This window comes from Lysinibacillus sp. fkY74-1, assembly GCF_053165895.1.
In genome coordinates this window covers 1,248,417-1,260,969 of the sequence record NZ_CP170173.1, presented here as the reverse complement: position 1 = coordinate 1,260,969, position 12,553 = coordinate 1,248,417, and the positions used below count along the sequence as shown (strand labels likewise).

13 protein-coding genes are annotated in these 12,553 nt (G+C 37.4%); 8 read left to right on the top strand and 5 right to left on the bottom strand.

Features of this window, described 5'->3' with window-relative positions; genetic code table 11:
- Nucleotides 1-55 precede the first annotated feature (55 nt).
- The 3 genes from ACE1MS_RS05905 to ACE1MS_RS05895 are packed head-to-tail and all read left to right on the top strand — an operon-like array spanning nucleotide 56 to nucleotide 2,198.
- Nucleotides 56-928 carry an ABC transporter ATP-binding protein gene (locus tag ACE1MS_RS05905; protein ID WP_012293459.1) on the top strand — a complete coding sequence of 291 codons (873 nt, stop codon included), beginning with the start codon at nucleotides 56-58 and terminating at the stop codon, nucleotides 926-928.
- 18 nt (nucleotides 929-946) lie between these two features.
- Entirely contained in the window at nucleotides 947-1,648 is a 702-nt protein-coding gene (locus ACE1MS_RS05900; protein WP_012293458.1) for a hypothetical protein, read from the top strand.
- Nucleotides 1,649-1,694: 46 nt separating this feature from the next.
- On the top strand, nucleotides 1,695-2,198 hold the full coding sequence (locus ACE1MS_RS05895) for a response regulator (RefSeq protein WP_012293457.1): 504 nt from the start codon (nucleotides 1,695-1,697) through the stop codon (nucleotides 2,196-2,198).
- 111 nt (nucleotides 2,199-2,309) lie between these two features.
- Here the strand turns inward: ACE1MS_RS05895 and ACE1MS_RS05890 are convergent, their stop codons facing one another.
- On the bottom strand, nucleotides 2,310-3,077 hold the full coding sequence (locus ACE1MS_RS05890) for a DUF4184 family protein (protein WP_447402752.1): 768 nt from the start codon (nucleotides 3,075-3,077) through the stop codon (nucleotides 2,310-2,312).
- Between the two features lie 305 nt (nucleotides 3,078-3,382).
- Nucleotides 3,383-3,826 (bottom strand): DUF523 domain-containing protein, encoded by a 444-nt coding sequence (locus ACE1MS_RS05885; protein ID WP_036167560.1) that lies wholly within the window; start codon nucleotides 3,824-3,826, stop codon nucleotides 3,383-3,385.
- Between the two features lie 200 nt (nucleotides 3,827-4,026).
- Between ACE1MS_RS05885 and ACE1MS_RS05880 the strand changes: the two genes are divergently transcribed.
- On the top strand, nucleotides 4,027-4,509 hold the full coding sequence (locus tag ACE1MS_RS05880) for an NUDIX hydrolase (RefSeq protein ID WP_012293454.1): 483 nt from the start codon (nucleotides 4,027-4,029) through the stop codon (nucleotides 4,507-4,509).
- 45 nt (nucleotides 4,510-4,554) lie between these two features.
- Here ACE1MS_RS05880 and ACE1MS_RS05875 read toward each other — a convergent pair whose 3' ends face one another.
- The 3 genes from ACE1MS_RS05875 to ACE1MS_RS05865 form a co-directional block, all read right to left on the bottom strand.
- Entirely contained in the window at nucleotides 4,555-5,070 is a 516-nt protein-coding gene (locus tag ACE1MS_RS05875; protein ID WP_447402751.1) for a DUF6886 family protein, read from the bottom strand.
- Nucleotides 5,071-5,082: 12 nt separating this feature from the next.
- Nucleotides 5,083-5,823 carry a class I SAM-dependent methyltransferase gene (locus ACE1MS_RS05870; protein ID WP_012293452.1) on the bottom strand — a complete coding sequence of 247 codons (741 nt, stop codon included), beginning with the start codon at nucleotides 5,821-5,823 and terminating at the stop codon, nucleotides 5,083-5,085.
- Nucleotides 5,824-6,009: 186 nt separating this feature from the next.
- Complete coding sequence (locus ACE1MS_RS05865; protein ID WP_012293451.1) at nucleotides 6,010-7,194, bottom strand: YbfB/YjiJ family MFS transporter; 1,185 nt, start codon at nucleotides 7,192-7,194, stop codon at nucleotides 6,010-6,012.
- 113 nt (nucleotides 7,195-7,307) lie between these two features.
- On the opposite strand from ACE1MS_RS05865, the gene ACE1MS_RS05860 reads away from it, so the two are divergent.
- The 4 genes from ACE1MS_RS05860 (at nucleotide 7,308) to solA (ending at nucleotide 12,417) form a co-directional block, all read left to right on the top strand.
- Entirely contained in the window at nucleotides 7,308-8,198 is an 891-nt protein-coding gene (locus ACE1MS_RS05860; RefSeq protein ID WP_031419143.1) for a LysR family transcriptional regulator, read from the top strand.
- A 200-nt stretch (nucleotides 8,199-8,398) separates the two neighbouring features.
- Nucleotides 8,399-9,766, top strand: a complete 1,368-nt coding sequence (guaD, locus tag ACE1MS_RS05855) for a guanine deaminase (RefSeq protein WP_012293449.1) — start codon at nucleotides 8,399-8,401, stop codon at nucleotides 9,764-9,766.
- 53 nt (nucleotides 9,767-9,819) lie between these two features.
- A complete protein-coding gene (locus ACE1MS_RS05850) occupies nucleotides 9,820-11,172 on the top strand; it encodes a uracil-xanthine permease family protein (RefSeq protein WP_031419142.1) in 1,353 nt (450 codons plus the stop codon).
- 126 nt (nucleotides 11,173-11,298) lie between these two features.
- A complete protein-coding gene (gene solA, locus ACE1MS_RS05845) occupies nucleotides 11,299-12,417 on the top strand; it encodes an N-methyl-L-tryptophan oxidase (RefSeq protein WP_036161030.1) in 1,119 nt (372 codons plus the stop codon).
- Nucleotides 12,418-12,553 lie beyond the last annotated feature (136 nt).

Here is a 12,553-nt window from a genome sequence, read left to right as displayed (position 1 = left end):
TTTCTTTATAATAATTTTATAATCATAATTATCCAAAGAATAAAGGTGAGTGAAGATGGCTACTATTTTGGAAATACAAAACGTTTGTAAACAATACAATGGGAAAACAATTTTAGATCATGCATCGTTTTCGATTGCGGCCAATGAAATTATTGCGCTTGTCGGAAAAAACGGTTCTGGAAAAAGCACTTTACTCAAAATTATTGCGGCGTTTATTAAACCAGACAGCGGTAAAATTGTGGCGCATAAAACCTCTCTAAAAGTCGGTTATGTCCCAGAAGTCACCCCTTCAAATATTTTATTTACACCACAAGAATATCTTTATCATATGGGCCGGATTCGAGGTATGCCAAAAAGGCATCTTTTGCAAAAGATAGAAGAATTGCTTGATATGTTTCAATTAAAAGAGTCGCAAAATACAAGGATCGTCCACTTCTCTAAAGGAATGAGGCAAAAGGTAATGATCATGCAAGCCATGCTAGAAGAAACAGATTTATTAATAATGGATGAGCCATTGTCAGGGCTAGACGCCAAAGCACAAAATGATTTCGAACAAATATTGGCTACAGTAAGAGATAAAGGACTAAGCATCATCCTAACTTGCCATGAAACAAAATTACTCGAAAACCTTGTCGATTCAGTTTTGCTTATTCAAAAAAATCAAATTATTCATGCAAAGGAATTGACTAGCTATCCTGTGAATCGACTACTATTTGACATTGCAAGTTTAGCATTACTAGATGAAATTTTACCTTTGATGGATATCCAACAAAAACGACCTTTAGCGAATGGGCATTTCGAAATAGTAGCAATTGTACAGACAAAGGATTCAGATCAAATATTGCTAAAGCTACTACAAAAAAATGCCTCTATTAAATATTTAACTAATGTACATCACAAAAAAGAACAATTTTCTTCTCATTTTTAATAGGAGGTATTGAAAAGGATGAGCAGTTTATTGCGCTATCAATTGATCAATTATTTAAGAACCTATCAATACGTACCACCTTTTACTATTTTTATCCTATGTCTTGTCGTTAACTATACCTTTGTTCCTAATCCTATATTAGATAGCTATTCATTTACATCACTTATTCTATTCTTTTTAATGGGCTGGTTTACTGTTACGTTATTTCATGCAGAGGATGAGGGACAAAAGATGATTACTACTCTTCATGCCAAAAGTCCAACACATTACAATATGGGAGTTTTCATTATTTGTGGTTTAATTGCTTTTAGCTTAAGCTGCGTTTCTGTCTTCTATCCGATTCTAATTGATGCGTTTTTCGAAACACCCAAACCATTACATATAGTATTAGGTTTCTTGTCACACTTTAGTTTATCGATTCTTGCTATTGCACTCACTGCCTTGTTCACAAGAGAACTTGTAAAAAATAAGCAAAATACTTGGTGGGGTGTCATAAGTATCCTAATTATTTCTGTCGTTATCGCTACTTTAAAAAATAATATACAAGCTAGTCTCCTGTGGCTACTACCACCTGTTCATTTTTCACTAGAAATAATGAGTGTAGGTGATCAACTTGAAGTAGTCCCTAACGTATTTTACTGGCACTATGCTTGGATAATCATTTACGCGTCCCTTATCATTACTTTATTTTTCTTCCTCGTTAACCGAAGAAGAAAATGATTCTCACTTTTTATGAAGGAGAGATAGTTTCATAAAGAACATCAATATGCTAATTGTGGAGGACGAAAATGATATTGCCAATATTATAAAGGATTACTTAAGCGTTCATCAGTTCCATTCACATATTGTAAGAGCTGCCCATGAAGCTATCCTTTATTTGCAAGAGTCCGCTCCAGATTTCGTAATCCTTGATCTTTCTCTACCCGATTGTGATGGGATCGACATATGCCGTAAAATCCGTGAACATAGTAATGTGGCGATACTCAGTTTGAGTGCTAGAAGGAGTGTTACCGATAAAGTATTGGGGCTAGGATTCAGTGCGGATGATTATATGACTAAACCATTTTCACTAAGTGAGCTAGTGGCAATTACCAATGCCCTAAAGCATACCTCCACTGGAGATACTATAACTATTACTACTTATATCGAGTATCAAACACTCTATATTCAGGGGTGTTTCCGGAAGAAATGCCCTTTATTTTCGAACGTTATTTTAGAGGTCGCCAGCCCGAAAGAGAGTCCGCTATTAAAAACGAAGGAGCGGGGCTAGGGGCTATCTATTTGTCTATTATGAAGGAACACCATGGTTCCATTTCATAGCAAACACAGGGAAGGTACTACCTTTATTCTCACACTCCCTATCTCGTAAAAGACTCCCATTTTAGGTAGTCTTTTTATCGTTCATCGTACTTTTCCGATATGCTAAACAGAATGAAAGGGTAAGTACGCTACCAAAAAATGAATCGATGATACGGACAACCCATACTCCATAGCTGCTTAAAGGAATGCCATTGATTAACTGCCAAAGACTTACATAAACAAACGTTAATAGTGCTAGTACACTCCAAAAAGCAATTTTTTTCTGAGGAGATACGGCCGACACTTTTTTATGTTTAATCAAAGATGCCCTGTAATACATATATCCCAAAATAAGCGAAATGCCTAACAATGTACTTCCATGTTGTAAAAATTTATATATGGGAATTGGAAAGCCAAATAAAGTAAATGTTTGAGAAAGAAAACGAAGATTGGTCACCATAAGCCCATTTTGATGTGTAAATGAATCCCATATGACATGGGTTAGCATACCTAGTAATGCTGAATAACTAAAAACAATGATTTTCCAAGTTTTAGTCCCTGCCTTTTGATAGCTATTAAAATCCTGTAAAAATTCTGGTAAATGGCTCATGATTGGCTGATGGATAAACTGTTGATAAATCAAGTAGATTACTAGAACGAGTGGAAGATTGAATAAAAAGAACCCTGTAAATGTATGACCAATCTCCCCTATTGGCCGTCCCCTTAAAAAGTATTCGAAATCTGGAGCCATACTACCTAATACCAAGGCAGAAAAATGAATATATTTACTTTTCCGAGAAAAAGGTAGGACCGCCGCTGGATGAGCAAATGTTAATGGCAAAACTTCCATCTCCTTTTATGACATCTTTCAGATTATTACAACGTTTTTTAGTTGAAAAGGTTACTCCGACTGTATGAATTTATTAATAATTTCATAAGGACCTACTAATCATTACATATAACACTAATGAAAATATATTAAAAGGAGGATTACTATGGAAAAAGAAGTATTGATACGAGCCCCAAATGTATGTAAAACCTATTCAACTGGTAGCGAGCAATGCCATGCCATTAAAAATATGAATATTGATATTTATGCTTGGCCCCTACTCATTAGGGGCTCCTTTTATCGATTTCTGGAGGAACCATACTTCACTAAATATTTTCTTCCGATAGCACGACAATATTATTTCTTCGAAGTAAGGCAGTGGTTACGCCTTCCCCAACTATTTTAGTCCCGTTAAACTCGCCATTATAAATCGCTGTACTACCGCAGGATGGGCTATTTTCCTTTAAGACGACCTGAGTCGCCCCCACCTCTAGCGCTTTCTGTAAGGTCGCATACGCTCCCTTCAGATACAGTTCTGTGACATCACGGCCAGACCTTTCAATAACGGTAGCTTTGCCATCAAGAACATCTTCTCCATTTCCGCCCACAATTTCAGCAGGCTCACGAGGTGTTGAAAATCCTCCCATCAGCTCTGGACAAACGGTGACAGCCTTTTTCTCTAACACTAGCTTTTGTACACTATCATCTAGACAGTTCGTACCGTTATAACGAACATTTAATCCTGCTAAACAAGCACTTATTAAAATCACTGCCTCCCTCTCCCTCCATGATGATCGTCTGTATGAATAACATCATTTTAACATGCGTTCCTGGAAAATGACTAAGTGACCTAGCATTTTCTCTGATACAATACTTATCAAAGCTGTTCTAAAATAGGGATTAACCATCGATTTAACTTTCTAAGAAATTGATAGGGAATTTTAAAATAAAGAAGAAGGAGTAGATTTTCGTGGAATTTACGATTTGTTTTCTAAAAAAAGGGGAGCACATCCTATTACTTAATAGAGATTATCCAACTTGGATGGGCGCATGGAATGGTGTAGGTGGTAAAATTGAACAAAATGAAACACCTTTAGCTGGTGCCCTACGAGAAATTAAAGAAGAGACAGGTATTACGGTTGAGGATATTACATATAAAGGTAAAATAACATGGACCGATGGGGTCATTGATTATGGCTGTATGTATGCGTTTATAGCAGAGATTCCTGATTCATTTACATATATTACACCGATAAAGGTTGCAGAGGGCATTCTTGATTGGAAGGAGCTTTCTTGGATTTTCCACCCTGAAAATGTAGGCATTGCGGATTTAAAGTATTATTTGCCTACAATGCTTAATGAACCAACAAACTACGAATACATCTTTACTTATCAAGACAAAAAATTAGTCAATATCTCTTCAACACCCATTGAACAAACATCTAAAATATAATAAATAAGCCTCGTCATTGTAAAAAGTACATGACGAGGCTTGTTCTTATGGTCTTGTCTGGGCTAATCGCATTCGACACATTGACCAACATAACGTTGTATGCTGTATTTCATCATGGATATCCCATAGACTATCTACTGCTCTCAATTCGACATTACGTTCTAGCAATGCACTAAATATATCCTCGATTTCAAATAACGCAATAGGAATTTGAGCTGTTTCGCTAACCAAATAGCCAGCATTTTCATCTTGTAACGTAAACCCTTTTCTCTCAAATTCATATAGGTACAGTCTTGTATTTTTCAATACCTCTAACCACTTGCTTTCAATCACTACTACATGAGGAGCTATTGCGAGATAATGCTGTCTGTCCTGCTCTGTAGTTTGACTCCCAGCATGAAAACAAACACGCGGACAATCTCTGGGAGTTAAATAATTAGGCAAGCATCTCTCGTTAATTGCCCATACAAGACCTTTGCTTGCATCTAAATCTGGTCGCTCAGGTATACGAGGATGGAAAATCGTTATCGTAGGGTCTTCGCTAACATGAAATAATCTCACGGACTCTGCTCCTTATTTTTTCAACTTAAATACAATAAAATCAGCACAATGCAAATCTTCCTCAAATTGAGGATACTTCTCTAGCATCTCTTGTGACGGTCTAGGCTCTACAATTTTTTCTATATGAAAGCCAGCTTCCGTAATCGCTTCCACATAGCTTGTTAATGTGCGATGAAACAATACAATAGGTGGGTCAGCAGCTAGTTGTTGATATACGCCTTCATAAAAGTAACGTTGTACCTTCCAATACTGTTGCTCCAGCTGCTCATGTCTAATCCATCCACTATTTGGTGTAACAAAGCATGGATGCAATATTGAAAAAATAAAAGTACTATTCGGCTTTAAAAGGCGATACATCTCACGTATTGTAGCACGATAATCCTCTAAATCTTGAAGAACCATATTCGAAACGATACGATCAAATTGGTTGTCTGCTAAGAAGGCTAAATTTTCACAATTACCATGAAAAAATTGGACCGGCAACTGCTGCGGTGTTCTTTCCATAGCAATGTCTAGCATTTTTTGTGAAAAATCAACAGCCGTTACGATAGCCCCTTTTTTCACTAGTATTCTACTTAAATATCCTTCGCCACACCCCGCATCTAATATATGCTTTCCATCCACCTCTTCCAGTAAAGAAAAGATAGTAGGGTTTAATAGTACTTCGTGATGAATATCACCATACTCATAATAATTAGCCGTATACCTTTCCGCATATTGATTCCAACGTTCAATGGCTTGCTCTGTATTCATGAAAATACCTCATTTCAATGTTAAATCGTAACATTACGTCCCTTGTGCACTTATCTATTTTTTCATATAAAGAAAAAAAATTATAGACTTTTATTTAATTTTTTAATATCATGTAGATAGAGGCACGCCTTCTTTAAGTAAATGACTAAAGCCAGAAATCCATATAGGATTTCTGGCTTTTATGCTTTATATAGAAATGGTATGTTCAGCAACTGTTTCCTTTTTAATGGTTAGCCATCTTCCCACTAACATCACTAGTAACGCCAAAAAGACGATGATACCCGCAAAGACTAGTGCAGCCTTATAGCTATTATAAATATCGACCAACTGTCCGGCGACAATCGGTCCAATTATTTGTCCAAACGCATAAAACGTTGTTAGTAATGATACAACAAATCCACTCTGTGTAGGAAAAAGTTGTCGTGCATAGGATGTAGTCAGTGTCACAATACCTACAAAGGTTAGACCGAATAAAAATGATGCTAGCAATACACTCCATACGGTTTGTGAAAATACAGGTAACAAGATGCCTATTACTTGAAGTATGTATGCCACAAACAAAATTTTTATCGCTGAAAACTTCTCTAATAAGATCGTCCACACAGGTGCTGATGGGATGGCGGCTAATCCTACAACAACCCAGCTATACGAGGAGTATGCTTGGAGAGAAGGAATATTGTGAATAATATCAACTAAAAATGTACCCGTGATAATATACCCAAGTCCCTCAAGTCCATAGGACAGGATAAGCCATGGCATAAAGCCCTTTGTCATTTTCGTATTCGAAGATTTTGCTCCTTTTAAAGTATCCTGAACCTCTAAACCTCTCCATAAAATGGTAGTAATCAGTAAAAAAACAATTGATAGTATGCCTAGTCCTACCCATGTTCCTTGCCATGCAAGTCTCTCTTCAATAAGAGGAACGCATATACCTGAAATGGCAATCCCTAGCCCTATACCACTAAATACATAGCCCGACCATCGGGATAGTGAGTGTTTCGCCAAATAATCCATGACAATACTAGACGTTAGAACAAAAATGAGTCCACCTGTAATACCAGCGATTAATCGAAGAATTAACCATATACTATACACCTCAATCAAGCCCATTAATCCAACTGATAGGACATTAAAAATAACACTTGCCATTAAAATTTGTTTACGCTGACGATGAATAAAGCCCGCCCATAGTGCCCCAATGAAATAGCCAATATAATTACTTGAAGCTAAAAACCCAGCAACTTCTAAAGAAAATCCTACATCCTGTCGCATAAACGGTAGGATCGGCGTAAAAGCAAATCGACTAATCCCCATAGCGATGACGAGTAATAAAATTCCTCCGAAAACAATCCCCATATGTTGGCGATTCATAGTGTCCCCCCTTTTCCCCTATTGTAATTAAAAGGATACCGAGCAAAAATTAATAAATCTAATATATAATGTATATAAAAGCATAAAAATAATTTATAAAAGGTGTGTCTATCATGAATCTACATGCACTGCGGTTATTTACAAAGGTAGCCGAACTCAATAGTGTTTCCAAAGCTGCGCAGGCCCTTATGATTAGTCAGCCCGCTGTAACCATTCAAATTCGAAATTTAGAAAAAGAACTAGGTTTAACATTGCTAGAATCAAAAGGTAGAGGTATTACATTAACTCAAAGCGGCACCTTTTTATATAAGCAAGCACAGCGCTTATTTGATTTAGAAATAGATATCGAAAATAAAGTACAACAGTTAAAAAGTACAGGCCATGAGGAATTACAAATTGCTTCCACACATGTACCATCTCATTTTTTATTACCTAAATTATTGGCTCATTTTAAACAAGTCTACCCAACTACCCATATTCATTTAAAAACAGCTAATTCACAGCAAGTAATAGAAGAGTTACTCCATTATAAAGCAGATTTAGCCTTTATTGTTAAAGAAGATGGTCATCACCCTGATATTCATTATCAATTTCTGATGAATCTAGATTATTGGTTTATTGTGCCATACAATCATTCATTAGCTGGGCAAACGGTTTCTCTTTCAGAACTCATGCAACAGCCCTTTGTCACAAGAGAAGACGGTAGTTCCACAAAGGAATACTTAAATGCATTATGTAAAGTATATAAGATTCCCCCACCTAAAGTAGGACTACAGCTAGATGGAATCAATGAGTCGATTCATGCTATTGCAGCTGGTTTTGGGACGATGCTAGCTCCATCTATTGCTGCATCCAGCTTTATCCAACAGGAACAAATAGCACGAGTGTTTATTAAAGAGATTGACATTCAGCGTCCAATTTATCTTTGTACACGAAAAAATGAACAACACCATTCAGCTTCTTTTAATCACTTTCTTCATATCATTAATGAAACGATTTCTTAAAGAAAAAGCACTCTAGCATCAAAAAAGAGTGCCTTTTTTTGTATCCTTCAGCGTCCGTAAAAGCTCTAAAAATGTAGGCTAAGACTTGATCTCTCTTCTTACCACTCCATATTATTATTCGTTTTTTTATAGACTTAATAGTTTAAATAGCCTATAATAATCCGTGTTATTATCAATAAACGAACATTAAGGTGGTTTTTATGGCTGAATATACGCAAATTTTCAAAGGAACGGCTTTTACTAGTACATCTGCTACTGAAGTTCAGATTTTAAAAGATTATTTATTTTTCATTAATGCAGATGGCATGATTGAAAAAACAGTCTCTCCTGAACATGCTGATTACCAACAACTATTAACTACATACCAACACCATAAACATTTTCATCAATTAGATGAAGGTCAATATTTCTTACCAGGATTTGTCGACTTGCATGTACATGCACCACAATGGGCGCAATCTGGTACAGCTTTAGACATACCACTTTATGATTGGCTGAACACATATACATTCCCTATCGAATCAAAATTTTCGGATTTAGCATTTGCCCAAGAGGTCTACGAAGATTTAGTGAGCACACTCCTTGCTAACGGCACAACAACATCCTTATATTTCGCGACAGTTCATAAAGAGGCTAGTATTCTTTTAGCAAAAATTTGTGCTGAAAAGGGGCAACGAGGATTAGTCGGAAAAGTGGTGATGGATGACCCTGAACAAAATCCTCATTTTTACCGAGATGCTACTACACAAACAGCGCTTGCTGATACAGAAGCATTCATTTTAGCTGTTAAAGATTTAGCAAAGACAACTAAGCAAGGTGTATACCCAGTTGTCACTCCTCGCTTCATTCCAAGCTGTACCGACAATGCTTTAAAGGGCTTAGGGGAATTAGCAGCAAAATACAATACACATATCCAATCTCACTGTAGCGAAAGCGACTGGGAACATGGCTACGTCAAGGAAAGATTCCATAAAAATGATGCTGAGGCTCTCCATGATTTTGGTTTATTAGGCGAAAAATCTGTTATGGCCCATTGTAATTTCCTAAGCGATGATGATGCACGTTTATTTGCTGAGACAGGCACAGCTATCGGTCATTGCCCGATTTCTAATGCCTATTTTGCAAATAGCGTTATTCCTATTGCCCGCTTCCATGCACTTGGTGTTGATATTGGATTAGGTTCAGATATATCAGGTGGATTTTCCCCTAGCCTTTTCGATAATGCAAGACAGGCAGTCATGTCATCGAGAATGCTTGAAGATGGTGTAGATACAGCAATTGTAGCCAACAAACGTGGTGTTCCAAATTCACGTATTACGATTAATGAAGCCTTTTATCTAGCGACAGCTGGTGGCGGGGAAAGCTTAAGTCTTCCAATTGGCCGTTTACAGGAAAATTATACATGGGATGTACAAATCATTGATACAAAGATCCATTCTGCAAAGCTTCCAATTTTCGATAGCCAAGAAGCATTACACGATATTTTCCAAAAAATAATGTATCTTGTTCGTCCAGAGAATATTCGTGAGGTTTGGGTCCAAGGAAATAAAGTTCATTCAAGGGACTAATGATTTACTAACTGTCTATATTAAAAATTTATTCATATGAGGTGCACATCTTCGTGGAAACGCAACATAGCCAACTAACTAATACAACGAAAAAAACAACACAATTAACCGTACTTCCAGATGAAAAAGTCTCGATTGGTCAATCAGCGCTACTAGGTTTACAGCATGTCATGGCAATGGATGTTTACGTTGTCCCATTTTTAATCGCCATGTTAATTGGCTTACAAACTGGTCAAGCCAGTGCATTAATCCAATCAACCTTTATTGCTGCTGGACTTGCAACTATTATACAAACACATTTCTGTATGAAATTACCGATGGCACAAGGTCCTTCCTATGTTCCGTTAGGAGCCATCGTTGGTATTTACGCAGCAAGTGGCAGTGGTGATTTAGGTTGGAGCACAATATTAGGTGCAAGCTTAATTGGGGCCATTTTAGTGATTATTTTAGGTTACACAGGTATCTTCAATAAAATTGTACAGACATTTATTCCGCCCATTGTAGGGGGAACAATTATTTTTGTTGTTGGTTTATCCTTAATGCCTGTCGGTTTAAGCGATAATATTTTTAATGGGGCAGGTGCATCCATTGAACAAAATATTTATTTAGCGTTAATTTCAGCAGTTGTCCTAATCATTTGTGTAATGTTTGGTACAGTCTTCCATCAAAAGGGTCGCCTATTCCGTATTGGCTCCGTTATTATTGCTTTAATAGTCGGTAGTGTTGCTGCAAATATGATGGGAGTTTTAGATTTATCAGCTGTATCACAAGCAAAATGGTTTAGTATGCCACAAATTCCATTCGCGGATTTCAGCTTTAGCTTTAATATTTCCGCCATTATTACAATGGTCATTATCTATATTGTCTTAATGGCGGAAACAACTGGCACATGGTTTGCCATTAGTAATGTCATCGACAAACCTTTAACGGATAAGCAAATTAATCGCGGTGTTGTTGGTGAAGGGATTGGCTGTTTTATTGCTTCTTTACTTGGTTCTACACCTGTAACTGGTTACTCTACAAATGCAGGGGTTATCTCCATTACAGGAATTGCTAGTCGTCGCGTATTTATTGCTGCGGGTATTTGGTTTATAGTTTTTGGTTTCTCTGGTAAATTAGCCGCACTCATTTCAGCGATTCCCTCGGCTGTCATTGGAGGAGTGTTTGTCATTGTATGCGGCATCATTGCTATTAGTGGTCTGCAGGTAATGAAAAATGAACCTATTGGCGAAAAGGAAATGTATGTGATTGCTATTCCAGTCATTTTAACGTTAGCGTTGACATTATTGCCAGATGATTTCTTGTATTCATTACCGACAACTGTTCAATATTTATTGGGCTCACCAATTGCCACAGCTGCAATTGTAGCCATTGTCCTCAATAAACTATTACCACGCTCAAAATAATCAACCAATTCATGCACAACCCTCTTTTTACATTGGAAGCGGGGGTTGTGCATATTTAATTTTTCAAAAATTTCTGTTTCATTTTCTAACAATCTGTTATACTTGAGCAAAAAAGTAGGGAATATTATGGTATATGATGTCATTATAGTTGGAGCAGGCTCTATGGGGATGGCGGCAGGTTATTATTTAGCAAAGTCTGGGAAAAGTGTTTTAATGCTGGATGCTTTTGATCCCCCTCATGAGGAAGGGAGCCATCATGGAGAGACAAGAATTATTCGATTTGCCTATGGTGAGGGAGCTAGCTATGTACCTTTCGTTAAACGAGCTGGGGAGCTATGGCAGGAGCTCGAATCTTTAGCAGATGAGAACTTATTTTTACAAACTGGGGTAGTAAATATCGGAGAGCCAACTTGCAGCTTTATTCAAAACGTAAAAGCCAGCGCTACCCTTCATGAATTAGCACTCGAACACTATTCAGCAGCTGAAGCCATGAACAAGTGGCCTGGATTATCTTTACCAGCCAATTTGGTAGCATGCTTTGAGCCGACAGCTGGGGTCCTTCGAGTTGAAGCATGTATTAGAGCCTATAAAAAGCTAGCCTTGCAAGCTGGGGCACGCTTACAGATAAAAGAAAAAGTTGTTGGCATCCAAGCGGGAGAAATTGTGCAAGTTCAAACGGCCAATCAAGTCTATGAGGCAAAGCATTTAATTGTCACTGCTGGGGCATGGGCAACTGAGCTACTTCAAACGCTGGACATCGCCCTTCCTGTTACACCAACGCGAAAAACCTTTGCATGGTTTGAAGCGGATGAACAGCTTTATAGTAATGAGGTCTTTCCAGCCTATTGCTTTGAATTCGCTGATTCCTCTTACTATGGCTTCCCAAGCATTGATGGTGCAGGACTAAAGCTAGGTCGACATGATGGCGGCGAAGAAATAAATCCAAATAAACCTCTTCATCCATTCGATGACCATGATCGTGCAGATTTACAACATTTCATTCAGCAATTTATGCCTCAGCATGGAGCATTAAAATACGGGAAAACGTGCAAATATTCCATGACGCCAGACGAAGATTTCATCATCGATTTCTTACCTACTCATCCAAATATGATAATTGCGGCAGGTTTTTCAGGTCATGGCTTTAAATTTAGCAGTGCCGTTGGAGAAGCTCTCGCAGAATTAACATTACATGGTAAATGCAAGCAGGATTTAACACGCTTCCAGCTTAATCGATTTTATTAGTTTTGAATACATGTAGAAAACAATCAATAGCCGGCATTAAATGGATGCTTCATCATAAAAGCAGAGTGGAACGTAAGGCGGCAATTCCAATTGTGGAAATAAGCGACGTTACTTTATTTCATTCTCTATCAATTTA

Coding starts and splice junctions, on each gene's coding strand:
- ACE1MS_RS05905 (WP_012293459.1), top strand. CDS start 56: ATGGCTACTATTTTGGAAATACAAAACGTTTGTAAACAATACAATGGG.
- ACE1MS_RS05900 (WP_012293458.1), top strand. CDS start 947: ATGAGCAGTTTATTGCGCTATCAATTGATCAATTATTTAAGAACCTAT.
- ACE1MS_RS05895 (WP_012293457.1), top strand. CDS start 1,695: ATGCTAATTGTGGAGGACGAAAATGATATTGCCAATATTATAAAGGAT.
- ACE1MS_RS05890 (WP_447402752.1), bottom strand. CDS start 3,077: ATGGAAGTTTTGCCATTAACATTTGCTCATCCAGCGGCGGTCCTACCT.
- ACE1MS_RS05870 (WP_012293452.1), bottom strand. CDS start 5,823: ATGAATACAGAGCAAGCCATTGAACGTTGGAATCAATATGCGGAAAGG.
- ACE1MS_RS05865 (WP_012293451.1), bottom strand. CDS start 7,194: ATGAATCGCCAACATATGGGGATTGTTTTCGGAGGAATTTTATTACTC.
- ACE1MS_RS05860 (WP_031419143.1), top strand. CDS start 7,308: ATGAATCTACATGCACTGCGGTTATTTACAAAGGTAGCCGAACTCAAT.
- guaD (WP_012293449.1), top strand. CDS start 8,399: ATGGCTGAATATACGCAAATTTTCAAAGGAACGGCTTTTACTAGTACA.
- solA (WP_036161030.1), top strand. CDS start 11,299: ATGGTATATGATGTCATTATAGTTGGAGCAGGCTCTATGGGGATGGCG.